The sequence below is a fragment of the Deltaproteobacteria bacterium IMCC39524 genome, from assembly GCA_029667085.1.
GTDB lineage: Bacteria > Desulfobacterota > Desulfuromonadia > Desulfuromonadales > BM103 > M0040.
The window spans coordinates 324,856-342,046 of sequence record JARUHJ010000004.1 but is presented as its reverse complement, the minus strand read 5'-3'; the positions used below and the strand labels follow the sequence as shown (position 1 = coordinate 342,046).

Sequence of the window (17,191 nt, the reverse complement as noted above, 5' to 3'; positions counted from 1 at the left end):
CTTGGTGTTAAACTTAACCGGTAAAAAAACTTATCAGAATGGAGAATCCCAATGTTCGACCTTGGTCATATGAATCGACTTGAAGTGTCACGAATAGATGAAGAAGGCGCCTGGTTACGTTCCGGTCGGCAAGAAGCGCTCTTGCCAAAGCGGGAGCTTGACGAAGAAATCAAGAAGGGCGATACGCTCCTGGTTTTTGTTTATGCGGATACTTCCGGGGAGCCTGTCGCGACCCTGCGCCAGCCCTTTGCCGAGGTTGGTGAGTATGCCTTGCTGCGCGCAAGCCAGGTCAATGTTCATGGTGCTTTCATGGACTGGGGATTGTTCAAAGATCTGCTGGTGCCGGTCAAAGAGCAGTTGGTAGAGATGAAACCCGGAGGGCGTTACCTGGTTAAGGTGCGTCTCGATCGCGAGGGGCGGCCGATCGGTACGGCGCGTGTCGAAAAAGGGCTCTCTGCTGTTGATGAAACTTTGGGCGAAGGTCAGGAGGTTGACCTGATCGTCTGGGGATTTACCGAGATTGGAGCCAAAGTGATTATCAATCATCGCTTTGCCGGTTTGCTCTATAACGACGAGGTTGGTAGTCGCCTGAAATACGGAGACCAGGTGAAAGGCTATATCCGGCAGATTCGTGCCGATGGCAAAGTTGATTGTACCCTGAGTATGGGAACCCGAAGCGACAGGGACGATGCCCGCGGAAAAGTCATGAAAGCCCTGATCGACCATGATGGCTTTTTACCCCTGCACGACAAGAGCCCGGCTGAAGATATTCAGGAGATGCTCGGTTTGAGCAAGAAGCTTTTCAAGAAAGGTGTTGGCAACCTTTACAAAGAGGGATTGATCGAACTTCCCGGCGATGGTGTTCGTTTGAAAAATGACTCCTGAATTTGCCCCAGGTGTTTGACAGACCCCTGTCGCTATTGTAGATATTTAGGGTACCTTTTTTGAGTAACCCGGTGAGGCTAACGAATTCATTCATAACAACCATAAGGAGAAATGAAATGGCAACTTATACCTGTGCGAAGTGTGGAATGGGCGTCAATGCTACCTGCGCCAAATGCGACGCTCCTCTTGAAAATGATTCTCTGGTTCTGGGTGACGGCAACAGCGTTCAAATCTCCAAGTGCCCCAACGGCCATGGTAAGATCAAGTCGCCCATGTGTTGCGGCGAAGATATGAGCTGCGCGCTTTAAAACCAGACCATATAAAAGTTATGAAGGGCAGCCTGTCGGCTGCCCTTCTTCGTTGTTGGCTTCAGCAAAGAGTAGGATGGTATGCCTTTGGTTTAGTAATCGGGACTTGATCTGACAGACAGTGTCTGGTTTTTAGCTTGCCTTCCGCGTACTAAATATCCCTAGATAATGTAAGAAAGAGTTGCAGTAATACTCATAGGAATACTCCTACTCGGAGAATCAGGGCGGGGGTAATGTTTACTGTAAATAGTGGTTAATCGAAATAGACTGACGTATCGATCCCCTGAGTCGTAGGATCAATGTCAGCAACTATCAAGTCGTGTTCAGTCGGCAGTAGTTCAGATAAGTTTTTTCCGGGGTCCGACTTCCCATTCGCAGTTCTTAATCGGCGCAACCTTAAATGGCTGCTGCCTAATTCGCCGAAACCGATGACCAGCATGATTTCGCCATTTTTTAGTCGAATAAGACTACCTACAGGGTAGTCCCCAAGGTGGAAAGTAAAATAGTCTAGAAACTCTGGATTCAAAATGTTGCCCCGGACAGCTTTCATTTGCCGGAGACCTTCTCGGGGCGGTATTGACCGCTTGTAAACCCGGTGCGTGGTTATTGCATCATAGGTATCTGCAATCTTGACCATATCTACCATAGGAGAAAGGTTTCTTCGCGGACGGCTGGGATAGCCACCAAAGCCTTTGTTGTGTAAATGGTGATAATGCACCATATCGATAACTTCTTGCTGAATACCCTCAACCTTAGAGATCAATTCCATTCCAGCTACAGGGTGATTTTTCATCAAATCATATTCTTCCTTGGTCAACTTCCCTGGCTTGTTAAGGATTTTCGAGGATATTTTCAGCTTGCCGATATCGTGCACCATGCCGCCGAAGGCCAATAGAGCGAGCTGTTTTGGGTCAATGTTGCAGGCATGACCAACGGTCAGTGAAATAATGCCAACATTTACCGAATGGTTGAATGTGTAATTGTCATAGTCCTTGATCTGGGCTAGAGCAAACAAGGCATGTTTCTCACGCAGAACTGACTGAACCATACTTTTTGAAACATTGCGAAGGCCTTCTGTTGAAGGAACACGTCCTCCCTTAATGTCATTAAAAACCTGGTCAACAGCTTGCATCGCGGCATTATAGACAGCACGCGGTTTTTCATCTTCTTCCTGTAAAGTGATAATACGTAGATGGTGCAGCTTTTTAAGATCGTGAGCATTCTCAATCTTTTTGTCTGAATTAAGACAGTAAACGCTCAGAGCAAAAAAAAGATTCAATTCCTCAAGCGTCAATCCACGTACTACTTCGAGACCTTTGAGTCCAAGGTCATTCAGAATGTCTATGGCTTCTGCCTCTGAAATGTATGGGTCGGTGAAGAGGTAATCATCTACAAAAAGAGTTTCTTCTGTTATGCCAATACAAATTTTGGGCTGCTGCATTAGCAGCATAGACAGTTGTTCGTAGCACTTCTTTATCCTCTGAACGCAAGCAGGGTGTTTGGCCGGGTACATGCGAAAGCTCTGCCAAGCAGCGACCAGTTGCCCTATTGTTTCGTGTCCTTGTTGAAGATCCATAGTAATCCGCGGTCAATGAATTTGGCTCTACATGGTAAGAGCAGTTGTTCTATACTTTATTATATATCTTGATATTTAGGAATGAATTATAATGAGGAGACAGCTTGATTCATTCTAGAGGCTTTTACTAGAAATCCTCTCACATTGTTTTGGTGTGCTAAGATTTGTTGAAATGCAAAATTACTGCACCCCCCGACTTCTAAAAATGTCGACAAGGCCTTTTTCAGTTCGACTAAATCTGACACTGACTGTCAGATCAAGTTTCAGCTACTAGACCTGTGGTGCTCTGGAAAGCCCTCTTTGATTTCTTGAATCTATACTCATTTCCAAAAAAGTTTTGTCCTAGCTCAAATCTGCTGTTTGACATGCACCACAGAAACCTTATAGTGTAATTACCTGAGTATTTTTGTCGGGCAAATGTGCTTACCAATTTCCTTCAAGACCTCCGGAGAGATTACAATGCAAACCTCTCACGTGGCTCGTGCATGGAAATGGCTGCTAAGTCATCTGGTCATAGCGGCCTTGATCGGTTATTTCTCCACGATGTTAGTGGCCGGGCTGTTTCAGGTGGAACCTGTAACCCTTCTGAAGGCGACGACGTTTGGTCTGCCACATGTCGGTACGATGATTACGAGCCAGGGGATGGCCCTTGGTGTTGATGCATGGCTCACGTTGTTTTTCTGTAATCTCACAGTTGCTCTGTCGATCGTGGCCCTCGCCTACTGGACCCAACTACTCAATCCTCACAACCAGAACCGGTCGTTCCTGCGACTCCGCAGATACCTGCAAAAAGACCGTTCTGCAGAATACTTGCTGAAAATCCCGGCTTTTGCGCCCATCCCATCCCCTCAACTGCGTCTGTCTTTGTTCCTTTTGATGGTTGTCCCCTACATCGCCACAATTGCTCTAGGTTTTATGGCCGGGGCTTGGATCGGTATCGGCCATGTGTTTAGTTCGTCGCTGCCTGTCGCCTTGGCCTACGTTTTACCGCATGGTATTCCTGAGATTGCAGCTATATTACTCGCCTGTAGCCTCCCAGTCGGAATCTGGAAGACCATTCGTCCGGTCGTGTTCGGTAATGAATCCACATTGGAGTCTTTCCAAAGTATTGATCATGTGCTTGCGTCGCAGAAGTTTCAGCAGAATTTGAAGATGATCATCAATCTTCTTCTGATTGCCGGCCTGACCGAAGCTTATTTAACGCGTCAGGTGGTCGCCATGATTGCCGGTAGCTGAAAAAGTTTTCTAATAAGCCCTGAGTTTTAACAAAAAAAGCCCCACAGCTAGGAGGGGCTGTGGGGCAACGGGTTTTATGGGTTTTGCTTAGGAGGTAGAACCATGAAGAACTTGTGTTCTGTGTTTATATATTACTGATTTTGTCAGGTATGTCAACAGAAAAATAAAAATAAAAAAAGGCCACCAGGGATCGCCCCCCTGGTGGCCATAGTGTTGTAGATCAAAGAGCCTTTTTAAGGTTGCCAGCTCTGAGCCTCTGTAACAGCCTTTACTTCATTTCTTCTGCAACGCACCAAAAATCATATCCAACACCACCTTCTGCCGCGCCTCATTCTTGTTCAGCACCGCGAGACATTCACCCATGGCGAAACGTTCGTGCAGGTAGTCTGCGTCACGTCCCGAGAGGATTATAATGCGCCGGCTATCCAGGCCCTTTTCGATGGCGTAGGAGAGCAGTTTGCCGCCGTCCATTTTGGGCATCTCAAGGTCGAGAAGAAGTAAATCGAGATCCTTATCAATTTGTGCCAGACCCTGGTGCGGTTCATCACAGGTTATGATCTCAAGGTTCGGGTAGCGTTCTCGCACGTATCTTGTGAGTAGATCGAGAAAGAGTCGATCGTCATCGATGATCAGGATTCTTTTCATGATGGTTTCTCTTAAGTTAAGTGTGCCTAGACGTTTATTATATCAAGCAAACGGATTAATGGTACTGAGGCGTTAGGTCTTGCCAAAAAGTAAGTTTGACTCACGCTCGGTCGCTATGCTCACTTGAGACGCGGAGATTGCAGAGTAAGACAAAATCCGGAAAGCCAGGATGTGGAAGTCCTGCCTGCGCGATTTCTGCGCCTCTGCGTAAGGCCGGCCGTCTGCTTTTCCGGTTTAAAGTTTTTGTTTAGTACGTCACCAGAAAGTTTATGCAACAGTTTGCTGGAATGAAGTAGATAACCAGAAAAGTAAAAACGCAAAGAATGGGCTAAGAAATTTAAACGCTTTAGGTTATCATTACTCTATTGCCGGTCTTGGGACTATCCGTTTTCTCGTTGGAGTACGCATTGTATCTAGTCGTTCTACATGATTGGAAGATGGAAGAGAGCGCTGTTGCCATGGTTGTCGCTGAAAAACTGGGAACCGTGGCATTCGAAGCCCGTCAGAAACTTTCTGGTGGCAGTCCGGTTGTGATTGCAACTTTTGCAGACGAAGATCACGCCCGTGCGTTGGTTGCCAGTTTGACTCAAGAAGAACTGCCGGCGTTCATGATCGACACGGAAGATGTGCGTAAACACCAGTCAGCCTGCTACGTCTATCGTTTTGTTCTGGGAGAAGAGGCGTTAAAGGTAGAGTCGCGTGATGGTGAAAGTTGCGAGATTGAATACGGTACGATCGAACTGTTGCTGGTTGCCATCTGTAAGGCCGGTGAGATTCAGACCACGGGGACCGAGACTAGCCGTAAGTTCAGCCTTGGCAAGACTCTTCTGGCCGGCGGGTTGCCGATGACCAAACAAGTCAAGACAGAGAAAATCGTGACGGTCGAAGAGCGTGACGAATCACTCTGGCTCTACACGCATGATCGTGCACTGTTTATCTTCGATCGCCCGGTGATGAGCTACGATGGTCTGGGCGAGGCGATGCAGTTTACCCGTGAGCTTAATTTTAACCACCTGAAGAACGAACTGAAGCGTCTCGCTCCGGGGGCGCGCTTCGACAATCGGTTACTCAAACGAGCCGCTATGATTCGCCTGATAGGGCCGGCGCTCAACCCTGAAGTAGATCACGACCTGGCTTTCGAAATCCTCTCCCGGAGCATGCGGCTAAAAGGCCTTTAACGGGGGCCTTTGCCCTTGTTGACCCGGAAACCTGATTTTGACAAGGCCTCGGCCATGGCCGTTGAAGGCTCAGGGGCTTTTTTTTCGGATCTTGCTTGCTTGACACGTTCTTTCTGCTGCGGTGGCTTCTCTGACTCACCCTTGCGCATGGTCAGGCCGATCCGTTTGCGCTGCAGATCAATCGACAGAACCCTGACCTGAACCTGCTGACCAACCTTGACCACCTGGTTCGGGTCTTTAACAAAGCGATCGGCAAGCTGGCTGACATGGACCAGGCCATCCTGGTGGACGCCAATATCGACAAAGGCACCAAAGGCTGCGACATTGGTCACGATGCCGTTAAGTGTCATCCCTTCTTTAAGGTCTTTCACCTCCATGACATCTTCGCGAAAGCTTGTCGTAACAAAACTTTCCCGGGGATCCCGACCTGGCTTTTTTAGCTCATAGACAATGTCATTCAACGTCGGCAGTCCAATGTCGTCTCCGGCATAAGTTTCCAGCTTGATGTTGTTGAGTAAAGCCGGTTCAGTGACCAACTTTGCTATGGCCACACCGAGGTCGGAGGCCATCTTCTCCACCACCCCGTAGCGTTCCGGATGGACGGCCGTGTTGTCGAGGGGCTGAACGGCGTTCCTGATCCTCAAAAAACCTGCTGCCTGCTCATAGGCCTTCTTGCCAAAGCGCGACACCTGGAGGAGTTGATCCCGTCTGACAAAAGCACCTTCAGCATCACGATGGTTGACGATCGCCTTGGCAAGAGTATCGCTGATTCCCGACACAAAGCTCAAGAGCGCCCAGCTGGCCGTGTTCAGGTCAACACCGACAAAGTTGACGCAAGATTCAACCACCTCATCGAGGGACTTCTTCAGGGCTGTTTGGCTGACATCGTGCTGATACTGACCAACGCCGATACTTTTGGGGTCGACCTTGACGAGTTCGGCCAAGGGATCCTGAAGGCGGCGGGCAATGGAGATGGCCCCGCGAACGGTCAGGTCGAGATCCGGAAATTCTTCGCGGGCGATCTCTGATGCCGAATAGACGCTGGCGCCAGCTTCGCTGACCATGACAACCTGCAGCTTTAAACCGGCCTCTTTGAGGGCGGCGCGAATGAATTGATCCATCTCACGCCCAGCGGTGCCGTTGCCGATAGCAATCATTTCAACGTTGTGATTCTCAATCAGACGCAGCAGTTCACGACGGGCCGACTCGATCTTGGCTCCTCCCCCGGTGTGGGGGTAAATTGTCACATGCTCGAGAAAGCGGCCGGTCGCATCGACCACAGCCAGCTTGGAGCCGGTGCGCAAGCCCGGATCAACACCGAGGAGTTTATAGCTGCCGGCCGGCGCGGCCAGAAGCAGGTTCCGCAAGTTCTCCGCAAAGACACGAATCGCCTCGTCATCAGCAGCCTTTTTTGCCTGTAACCTCAATTCCACTTCGATCGAAGGGGTGAGCAGGCGTTTGTAGGCGTCGACGATGATCTCACGTAATAATTCGCTAAAACGGCTTTCGGCAGGAACGAAAAGTACGCAGAGTCGGCCAAGAATCTCTTCTTCCGGCGCCTCGATGCGCAGACGTAAAACGTCTTCTTTTTCACCTCGCCGCATGGCGAGCATCCGGTGTGATGGTATCTGTTGCAGCGGTTCGCTGAAATCGTAATACATCTCAAACTTGCTGACCGTCTCCTCTTTGCCCCGTGCCGGTTGAGAAGAAAACAGTCCTTTTTGCCAGGTCAGGTCGCGCACAATCGCACGTGCCTCGGCAACATCGGCGAACTGTTCAGCAAGAATATGGCCAGCACCGGTCAAGGCTTCTTCGGTTGTTGTTATTTCCCGTTCCGCATTGAGATAAGGCCTTGCCAACTCTTCAGCAGAGGCCCCTTGGCCTCGTGCCGCCAGTAACTGCCCTGCAAGGGGTTCAAGCCCACGCTCCTTGGCAATCAGTGCCTTGGTGCGTCGTTTCGGTTTGAAGGGCAGGTAGAGGTCTTCCAGTTCAGTTTTTTGCCGGGTCTGCTCAATCTTCTGGCGTAGCTCAGGGGTCAGTTTGCCCTGCTCATCGATTGACTTAAGAATGGTCTGTCGACGCTCGTTCAGGGCCGTGTGATATTCAAGGCGTTCCTGGATCAGGCGTATCTCAACCTCATCGAGCTCCCCTGTGGCTTCTTTACGATAACGGGCGATAAAGGGGACGGTCGCGCCCTCTTCGAGAAGCGCTACGGTCTGCTTGATTTGCGCTAGTTGCAACCCGGTCTCTTCGACCAGAATCTGATTGATTGCGATTATTCCTGCAGTGTTCATTGTTGAGTCGATCCTTGTTTCGGGGTTGTTGTCAGGGGGTGCGATACTAGCACAAGCGTTTCATCTCTTGAGCAGGAATTTCTATCGGGTCATACAAGAAAGGTTGGGGAAGATCCGGTTAAAATATCCTCCAGGTTTTTGTAGCAGGAGGAAAAACTTTTAAATGAGATTTCCATGCAATAACTTGCGAGCTTTAATAATCCCCCCCTCTTCGCCCAGAAGCATAAGGGTGTCACCGACTTCCAGGCGCAATTCTGCCGTGGGATTGTAATCGACCCTCTCCTGACGAATCACTCCCATAACGCTACAACCGGTTACGGCGCGAAAGTTGAGTTCGGCAAGGCTCTTGCCAAGGCAGGGGGAATCGTCCGGAACCGCTTGAATCTCAATCTCTCCGCCCTCTAGTACAGACAGGTAGCCGGTCAGGTTTCTGGTCGGCTTGTCATGTTGTTTGTAGCGCTGATGATGCTCCTCGCGCAAGGAGGAGAGAATCTTCAGGACCCGACCTTCGGGGATGTCGAGCTGGCGTAGCAGGAAAGTCGACATCTCAAGTCCGGCTCCGAATTCATCCGTAATGATTTCGTCGGCTCCCAGCCGCACCAGCTGCTCAATGCTGGCAACGAAGTTGGTGCGAGCCAGAATGTACAAGTCGGGGTTCAGCTCTCGTGCTGTTGGGATGGCCCGGGCTAAAGCCGAGGGGTCGTTAATGGCAAGGACCATGGCTCGTGCCTTGTGGATTCCCGCCCCTTCCAGAACCGCCGGTGCCGTTGCATCGCCATAAATGATGATCTCACCTGATTTGCGTGCCTGATGCACCATTTCACCATTCATTTCGATGTGAATGTAGGGAATGCGAATCTCGCGTAAGGTGCGCGCGATGTTCCTGCCCGCCACTCCGTAGCCCGCGATCACAACATGTCCCTCGAGGTTGGCAGTGCGCTCGTTATCCTCTGTCATCGGGCGATCAGCGGCTCCGCTCCACAGGGACGAGAGGCGATCTGAGATATTATGGGCGTGACGAAACATCAGGGGTGACAACATCATCGTTAAGGCGACAACTGAAAGCGCGAGTTGATAGGTTTGAATAGGAATCAGTTTTAACTCCTGGGCTGACTCGAGCAGGATGAAAGAGAACTCTCCAACTTGGAAGGTCATCAATCCTGCGATCATGGACGTACGTAGAGGCTGGTTGGCCATCAGACCTGCGAGCGTTCCAGTCACGGCTTTGGTCAGGCTGAGCAGGACCACGCAGAGAAGCACAAGCCACAAATTGCTCATGAACAGCTGGATGTCGACCAACATGCCGACTGAGATGAAGAAGACGGCCAGAAAAACATCGCGGAAGGGGATAATATCAGCCATGACCTGATGGGAGGAGTCTGATTCTGCCAAAGCCAATCCCGCCAGGAAAGCTCCAAGCGCCAGCGACAGGCCTGCATGGGCCGTTGCCCAGGCGGTGCCGAGAACCACAGCGATAATCGTCAGGCGAAAAAGCTCTGGAGCACGGGTGCTCAGGATGATGCGCAGCAGAGGCTTGAGAAGATGACGGACGAACAGGTAGAGAGAGCACAGAATCAAGCCGGTTTTAACCAGAGCCCAGATCGTAAAGTCTTGATCTGTTTCGCCAAGAAGGGGCAGGGCAACAATGAAGAGGATGATGCACAGGTCCTGAAACAGCAGGATGCCGAGCGCCATGCGACCGTGTGCTGCATCAACTTCGCCGCGTTCAAGGAGTAATTTCAAGACGATTGCAGTTGATGACAGGGCCATTGCCATACCGAGAATCGTGGCGGAAACCATGCTTCCTCCAAACAGGAGGGTTATGCAAAATACAGTTGCCCCGGTTAAGGCCACTTGCGTGACGCCGGCTGAAAGCAACAGCTTCTTGAGGCGCAAAATTCGATCGTAGGAGAACTCCAGTCCGATAGTGAAGAGAAGCAGAACAATTCCGACCTCGGCAACCAGTTCGACTTCGTGGTGCCCGGTAACCAGGTGGAAACCATAGGGGCCTACGAGCAGTCCGGTGGTGAGGTAGCCGACAATTGGTGATTGACGCAGAAGGCTAAAGGCGTATGCGTTGAGCAGAGCGAGGCAAAGGAGGATAAGGATGTCTTGAAGAGCGGTCAGCTCAGTCATGGTTTGGCCTCTGTTCAGTGAGTGCAGGTGTGCGGAAAGCTAACAACTATTACAATCTACCAAAAACATTGCGGAATGTAATTTGAAATGGTTATCGGCTCTGCCGATTATCGGTTTCTATCAATTATTACTATGACATTTATTGAAGATGACCTGTCTTGCAACCCACCCTGCGACTGTGAGAAGCTTTCTATATGAATAAAAAACTGATTTTAAATAAGATCATAGCCCTCCTCACAGAAGATCTTAAAATTCTGACCGAGGCCGCCCGCAAAGCTCATGCGGCGGCCACTCATGAAGAGTGTCTTCCTGACAACAAGTACGACACGACCGGCCTTGAGGCGTCTTATGTGGCGCAGGGACAAGCCAATCGTGCTCAGGAAATCCGTCACGCCCTGGAGACATACAAGGCTCTGGTGGCTAAACCCTTTGACGAGGAGGCACCCATTCGTTTGACTGCTTTAGTCAGTCTCGAAGACGTGAATGGCAACGGCAGGAAAGTGTTTCTTGGTCCTGAAGCTGGTGGGTTGAAGCTCATTGATGGTGACGAGGAGTATATCGTTGTTACTCCTGAGTCGCCTTTGGGAAAAGCTCTGCTTGGGAGAGTCTGTGACGAGGAGGTGCGTGTTGGGCAAGGTAAGGGGCAAAAAACTTTCACCATTATTGATGTTTCTTAAATCCTTTTAGTCATTTGATAGTAATAGAGTAACGACCTGTTGCTCTTCTCTTGATAATTAAAAACCTGAAACCGCCGGTGTTGCCTTTCGCTTTCCGAAAGACAAAAGAGCAACAGATCTTAATCTGTTGCTCTCAATATGTCGTCCATTAAACCCTGGTGACCGGATCAGTAAACGAAGGGCTCCAATCGTACCTTGGGCAATAAACTCTCTGCACCGGTCAGGTAGGTGTCGACGCAGCGGGCGACCTCGCGTCCCTCGCTGATGGCCCAGACCACCAGACTCTGACCTCTACGACAGTCGCCGGCTGCAAAAACGCCATCGACCGAGCTCATGCGGGTGTTGGGATCGGTTTTGATGTTGGAACGCAAGTCCGTTTCGCAGCCGCACTGTTTAACCAACTCCGAGCGCGGCCCTAGATAACCCATCGCCAGGAGGACGAGGTCGCATTTCCAGATATGCTCACTCCCCTCGACCTTTTCTGGACGGCCATCGACCCATTTGACCTTGACGGTCTCGAGCCCGGTGACTGTTTTTCCCCTGCCAAGGAAGCGTGTGGTCATGATTTCATAAAAAACCTCACCACCCATAACTTGCATCTCCTCAACCGAAGTGCTGACACGCATGATGCGTGACCACTGTGGCCAAGGGTTGTCGGCGCTGCGTTGTTTCGGGGGCTGCTCGAGAAGCTCGAAGTTGACTACGCTGGTGGCTCCCTGGCGCATCGACGTGCCAATGCAGTCCGAACCGGTATCACCGCCACCTATGACAATAACTTTTTTTCCTTTGGCACTGATCGTCTGCTTTTTTTGGTGCAGGGCGGCAATATTACTGTCTCCCCAGTTGGCACGATTCTGCTGAGGTAAAAACTCCATTGCGAAGTGAATGCCCTCTAGGTCGCGGCCGTCGACGGGCAGATCCCGTGGCTCTTCTGCACCCGTGGCAATAACGACTGCATCGAATTCAGACTTGATCTCATCAAACTCCACATCCTTACCGACTTCACAGGAATAGCGGAATTCAAGCCCTTCCGCCTGCAAAAGGTCGATGCGACGCTGGACCTTTTCTTTGCGCAACTTGTAATGGGGGATGCCATACATCACCAGACCTCCGGCACGGTCTGTTTTTTCAATCACGGTCACGTTGTGGCCAGCACGATTCAGCTGTTGGGCACAGGCCAGACCGGCAGGGCCTGAGCCGATGATGGCAACGGTTTTGTCGCTGCGTCGGGAAGGTGGTTGAGGGACAATCCAGCCCTCTTCGAAGCCCTTGTCGACGATGGAGACCTCGTGCAGTTTGATCGTTACCGCAGGTTCGTTGATGCCGAGGACACAAGAGGTCTCACAGGGCGCAGGACAGACCCGGCCGGTAAACTCCGGAAAGTTGTTTGTGGCATGCAGGGCCTGAAGTGCCTGTTTCCACTGGCCACGGTAGACAAGGTCGTTCCACTCAGGAATCAGGTTGCCCAGAGGGCAGCCCGTCATGCAGAAAGGAACCCCGCAATCCATGCAACGAGAGGCCTGGGTCTTGACCTTTTCTTCTCTGGGGTAGTCATACTGCTCTTCATGATGCTGCAGGCGGGCGTTGACTGGTTGTAATGTCTTGTCACGCCGGCCGTGTTTGATAAATCCGCGTGGGTCACCCATGGGTGGCCTCCTTCTCTTTATTAGTCTTGCTCGCCCGTTCGGTCAGTACCCGGCGGTATTCACGGGGAAAGACGCGAACGAAACGCGGCAAAGAATCATTCCAGTTGGTGAGAATCTCAGCTGCACGAGGCGAGCCAGTCAGTTGGTGATGTTTGGTGATAATGTCCTGCAGCCATTGGGCATCCTCGTCCTCGTCCGACATCTGCTCGAGATCAATCATGGCCTGGTTGCAGCGGCGACGGAAACGATTGTCTTCATCCAGAACGTATGCAAAGCCCCCGGACATGCCCGCAGCGAAATTTCGTCCGGTACGACCCAGGCAGACCAGATGACCCCCCGTCATGTATTCACAGCCGTGATCCCCGGTGCCTTCGACAACTGCAGTGGCTCCAGAGTTGCGAACGCAGAAGCGCTCACCAGCTTTGCCGGCGAAGAAGACCTCGCCGCCAGTGGCACCATAGAGAACGGTGTTGCCAACGATCGAGTTTTCATGCCAGACGAAGGGGGCCCTGGGGTCGGGGTGGATGATGATCTGTCCACCGGCCATCCCTTTGCCGACGTAATCATTCGCTTCGCCGATCAACTCCAGGTCAATGCCTGGTGCCAGGAAGGCACCGAAACTCTGGCCTGCAATGCCGTTCAGCTTGATGTTGATGGTGCCTGCGGGGAGCCCTTCGCGGCCATGGAGCATGGCAACCTGACCCGAGAGCATGGTGCCGAAGGTCCGGTTGGAGTTGCGGATCGGCATCTCGATGGACACTTTCTCCTTGTGTTCCAACGCCGGTGCCGCGAGCTTGATCAACTGGTTGTCGAGTTGACCTTCCAGTCCATGTTCCTGTCCCTGAATGCGTCGGATGGCAACCTCGCTATCGACATCGGGCTTGGTGAGAATGCGCGAGAAATCAAGGCCCTGATTCTTCCAGTGTTTGATCGCATCGTCCATCTCCAGGTACTGCGTCTGACCGATCAGCTCGTCCAATGTTCGCATACCCAAATCGGCCATTAATTCACGGACCTCTTCGGCGAGGAAGGTGAAATAGTTGACCACGTGTTCTGGCTTGCCGGTGAATTTGGCGCGCAGGGCCTTGTCCTGGGTGGCAACACCAACCGGGCAGGTGTTGAGGTGGCATTTGCGCATCATAATGCAACCCACGGTTATCAGTGCCACGGTGGCAAAGGCATATTCCTCGGCGCCGAGCAGCGCCGCGATGATGACATCGCGACCGGTGCGCAGTTGACCATCGGTCTGCACGATAATACGGCCGCGCAAGTCATTGAGAACCAGCGTTTGCTGAGTTTCTGCCAGACCGATTTCCCAGGGGATGCCGGCATGCTTGATCGAAGAGCTTGGTGAGGCGCCGGTGCCGCCATCGTGGCCGGCAATGATGACGCGCTCAGCGTGGCCTTTACTGACCCCTGCTGCAACGGTGCCGACGCCGACTTCACTCACCAGTTTGACCGTGATGTCGGCTTTGGGGTTGCAGTTTTTAAGGTCGAAAATCAACTGTGCAAGATCTTCAATCGAGTAGATGTCATGATGCGGCGGCGGCGAAATCAGGGTGACGCCGGGAACGCTGAAGCGCAACTCTCCGATGTACTCGCTGACCTTGTGACCGGGCAGCTGCCCTCCCTCTCCGGGCTTGGCGCCCTGGGCGATCTTGATCTGCAGCTCGTCGGCGTTGACCAGGTAGTGGGGTGTGACACCGAAGCGTCCTGAAGCGACCTGCTTGATGGCGCTGCGGCGTGAATCGCCGTTGGCGTCCGGGGTGAAACGGCGAGGGTCTTCGCCGCCTTCTCCGGTGTTGGATTTGCCGCCGAGACGATTCATGGCGATGGCCAGTGTTTCGTGGGCCTCTTCAGAGATGGAGCCGAGGCTCATGGCTCCGGTACAGAAGCGCTTGATGATGGCGCTGATAGGTTCGACTTCTTCAAGGGGTATCGATGGCTTCAGATTCTTGAACTTGAAGAGGCCACGCAGCGTGCATATTTGCTCGCTCTGATTGTCGACCAGGTTAGAATAACGACTGAAGTCGTCGCGATTTCCGGAGCGCACGGCATGCTGCAGCAGAGCGATAACCTCCGGATTCATGAGGTGGGCTTCCCCCTCACGGCGCCAGGAGTATTCTGAGCCTCGTTCCAGGCCACGGTTGGGGTCCACCTGCTCGGCGTAGGCATTGCGATGGCGTATCAAGCTCTCTGTTGCGATCTCATTCAGTCCGGCGCCACCGATGCGACTGGCGGTGCCTGGAAAGTATTTGCTGATGAAATCCTGGTCCAGACCGACAACTTCGAAGATCTGTGCGCTGCAGTAACTCTGCAGGGTGCTGATTCCCATCTTTGAGAAGACTTTGAGCAGGCCCTTGCCGACCGCCTTGATGTAGTTCTTGATGTAGTGATAGACGATGTCGGTTTCTTCGTCAGCATGTTTGTTGCCATCCTGGCCTGGCAGCATCCCCAGAAGGACCATATCTTGAAGAGTCTGAAAGGCGAGGTAGGGATTGACCGCTGTAGCACCATAGCCAAGCAGTAGGGCAAAATGATGGACTTCACGGGCCTCGCCAGTTTCTACGACGAGTGAGCATTGACTGCGCTTGCCGACCCGGATCAGGTGGTGATGGATCCCGGAAAGTGCCAGAAGTGCAGGAATCGGTGCTTTGTCAGCGCTGACACCACGGTCAGAGAGCACCAGAATGGTGCGACCGGCATCGATCGCCTCCTCGGCTTCGACGAAAAGTTCCTGCAGGCGTTGCTCAAGGGCCCCGGATCCCTGCTCCGAGGAGAAGCGAGTGTTCAGTGTCGTGCCACGGAAACCGTCAATGTCGCTATGGCGTAATTGCTCAAGCACATCGTTGGTAATAACCGGGTGGTCGAGTTCGAGCATCCGACAGTGCTCCGGCCCAGGCATGAGGATATTGCGTGCCGGTCCCAGGTACTGCACCAGGCTCATGACCACTTCTTCACGCAGGGGATCAATCGGAGGGTTGGTTATCTGGGCGAAGAGCTGAGAAAAGTACCAGTAGAGAAGTTTGCTTTGCTTAGACAGAACTGCAACCGGAGTGTCGGTACCCATCGAGCTAACTGGCTCCTGACCGTTGATGGCCATTGGCGCCATGATCTCACGCATCTCTTCCAGGGTGTAGCCAAAGCTCGCCTGTCTGCGCTTAAATTCATCGCGCCGGGGGAGTCGTCTGGGTGCCGGTGTAGGCAGGTCATCGAGAGAGATTAATTGGTCGCGGACCCACGAAGCATAAGGCTGTTCTGCAGCAAGGTCGCCTTTGATTTCGTGGTCTTCCTTGAAAACTCCTGTTTCAACGTCGATCAGGATCATCTTGCCCGGGGCCAGACGTTCTTTACGAAGGATCTTTTCCGGGGCAATCTCCAGGACACCGGCTTCCGAAGCATAAATAATCTCGTCATCGCTGGTGACCCAGTAGCGGGCCGGGCGCAGCCCGTTGCGATCGAGGATGGCAACGACCTGTCGGCCGTCGCAGGCCACAATGTTGGCCGGGCCGTCCCAGGGCTCCATCATGGTTGCATGGTATTCGAAGAAGCCTTTCACCTCCTTGCGCAGGTGAGCCTTGGAGACCCATGCCTCTGGGACCAGCATCGCAAGAGAGTGGGCCAGACTTCGGCCGGTTACCAAAAGGAGCTCGAGGGCATTGTCGAGACAGGCGGTGTCAGAACTTCCTTCGATAATGATCGGATCCAGATCCTTAACCGCATCTCCCAGTTGGGAATGCTCAAACAGCGCAGTTCGGGCGCGCATACGGTTGATGTTGCCACGCAGGGTGTTGATCTCGCCGTTGTGAGCTGCATAGCGAAAGGGTTGGGCCAGGTCCCAGGTCGGGAAGGTGTTGGTGCTGTAGCGCTGATGAACAAAGGCAATGGCGCTGACGAGACGTTCATCCGCCAGCTCCGGAAAGAAGGTGTCCAGCTGCTCTGAGAGCAGCATGCCTTTATAAAGGACGGTGCGACTGGAGAGAGAGCAAATGTAGAAGAGTTCAGCGCCGGCAAGTGTCTCGTTGCGGATAGTATTCTCGGCGCGCTTGCGCGCCAGGTAAAGCATCAGTTCGAAGCGTGGCAGATCGACGTCACCCCGTCCAACAAAGATTTGCATGACCTTAGGCTCTACAGAGCGGGCGTTGCGGCCGATGGTTTTGCCATCGGTCTGGATGTCACGCCAGCCAAGGACGCAGCACCCGACTCGTTCCAGCTCTTGGTTCAACACCTCGATGCACGTTTCGCGGCGAGCTTTGTCTTGAGGCAGGAATACGATGCCGGCACTGAAATTACCAGTCTCTGGCAGCTCGAAATCACAGACCTCGCGGTAGTAGGCCTCAGGGGTCTGGATCATCAAGCCAGCGCCGTCACCATCCAGAGGGTCGGCACCCACGGCACCACGATGGGTCAGGTTGCAAAGTATTTCAATGCCACGCTTGACGATAGAGTGGCTTTTGCGGCCTTTGATGTTAGCGATAAAACCGACACCGCAATTATCGTGTTCGTTGGCTGGATCGTAAAGGCCTTGTGCGGGCGGCATCCCTATATGGTTTGTCATGGTTGGTCCTCGGCTATTGGGGAACGGAAGCATGGGCTTCTGTTTCTACTTA

General features: G+C 52.4%; 11 protein-coding genes. 5 read left to right on the top strand and 6 right to left on the bottom strand.

Annotated features, from left to right (window positions below):
* Window positions 1-51 precede the first annotated feature (51 nt).
* Together P9J64_11945 and P9J64_11940 are read left to right on the top strand one after the other, a co-directional pair.
* Window positions 52-885, top strand: coding sequence for a S1-like domain-containing RNA-binding protein (locus P9J64_11945; GenBank protein ID MDG5469033.1), 834 nt, complete (start codon window positions 52-54; stop codon window positions 883-885).
* A 116-nt stretch (window positions 886-1,001) separates the two neighbouring features.
* Entirely contained in the window at window positions 1,002-1,193 is a 192-nt protein-coding gene (locus P9J64_11940) for a hypothetical protein (protein ID MDG5469032.1), read from the top strand.
* A 253-nt stretch (window positions 1,194-1,446) separates the two neighbouring features.
* On the opposite strand, the gene P9J64_11935 is transcribed toward P9J64_11940, so the two are convergent.
* The gene (locus P9J64_11935; GenBank protein ID MDG5469031.1) at window positions 1,447-2,769 is read right to left on the bottom strand and encodes an HD domain-containing protein; all 1,323 of its coding nucleotides are present in this window, start codon (window positions 2,767-2,769) and stop codon (window positions 1,447-1,449) included.
* A gap of 459 nt (window positions 2,770-3,228) precedes the next feature.
* Here P9J64_11935 and P9J64_11930 point away from each other — a divergent pair, with 459 nt between their 5' ends.
* Window positions 3,229-4,005, top strand: coding sequence for a stage II sporulation protein M (locus P9J64_11930; protein ID MDG5469030.1), 777 nt, complete (start codon window positions 3,229-3,231; stop codon window positions 4,003-4,005).
* A gap of 273 nt (window positions 4,006-4,278) precedes the next feature.
* On the opposite strand, the gene P9J64_11925 is transcribed toward P9J64_11930, so the two are convergent.
* On the bottom strand, window positions 4,279-4,650 hold the full coding sequence (locus P9J64_11925) for a response regulator (GenBank protein ID MDG5469029.1): 372 nt from the start codon (window positions 4,648-4,650) through the stop codon (window positions 4,279-4,281).
* Between the two features lie 407 nt (window positions 4,651-5,057).
* On the opposite strand from P9J64_11925, the gene P9J64_11920 reads away from it, so the two are divergent.
* The gene (locus P9J64_11920; GenBank protein MDG5469028.1) at window positions 5,058-5,828 is read left to right on the top strand and encodes a hypothetical protein; all 771 of its coding nucleotides are present in this window, start codon (window positions 5,058-5,060) and stop codon (window positions 5,826-5,828) included.
* On the opposite strand, the gene P9J64_11915 is transcribed toward P9J64_11920, so the two are convergent.
* Both P9J64_11915 and P9J64_11910 read right to left on the bottom strand, forming a co-directional pair.
* The gene (locus tag P9J64_11915; GenBank protein ID MDG5469027.1) at window positions 5,825-8,122 is read right to left on the bottom strand and encodes a Tex family protein; all 2,298 of its coding nucleotides are present in this window, start codon (window positions 8,120-8,122) and stop codon (window positions 5,825-5,827) included. The two genes, P9J64_11920 and P9J64_11915, sit on opposite strands and share 4 nt — an antisense overlap.
* Before the next feature lie 159 nt (window positions 8,123-8,281).
* Complete coding sequence (locus P9J64_11910; GenBank protein ID MDG5469026.1) at window positions 8,282-10,258, bottom strand: cation:proton antiporter; 1,977 nt, start codon at window positions 10,256-10,258, stop codon at window positions 8,282-8,284.
* A gap of 194 nt (window positions 10,259-10,452) precedes the next feature.
* Between P9J64_11910 and P9J64_11905 the strand changes: the two genes are divergently transcribed.
* Window positions 10,453-10,935, top strand: a complete 483-nt coding sequence (locus P9J64_11905; GenBank protein MDG5469025.1) for a GreA/GreB family elongation factor — start codon at window positions 10,453-10,455, stop codon at window positions 10,933-10,935.
* Between the two features lie 167 nt (window positions 10,936-11,102).
* Here the strand turns inward: P9J64_11905 and P9J64_11900 are convergent, their stop codons facing one another.
* Both P9J64_11900 and gltB read right to left on the bottom strand, forming a co-directional pair.
* A complete protein-coding gene (locus P9J64_11900; GenBank protein ID MDG5469024.1) occupies window positions 11,103-12,581 on the bottom strand; it encodes a glutamate synthase subunit beta in 1,479 nt (492 codons plus the stop codon).
* Entirely contained in the window at window positions 12,574-17,139 is a 4,566-nt protein-coding gene (gene gltB / locus P9J64_11895) for a glutamate synthase large subunit (GenBank protein MDG5469023.1), read from the bottom strand. The genes P9J64_11900 and gltB overlap by 8 nt, the downstream gene beginning before the upstream one ends.
* Between the last annotated feature and the right edge of the window lie 52 nt (window positions 17,140-17,191).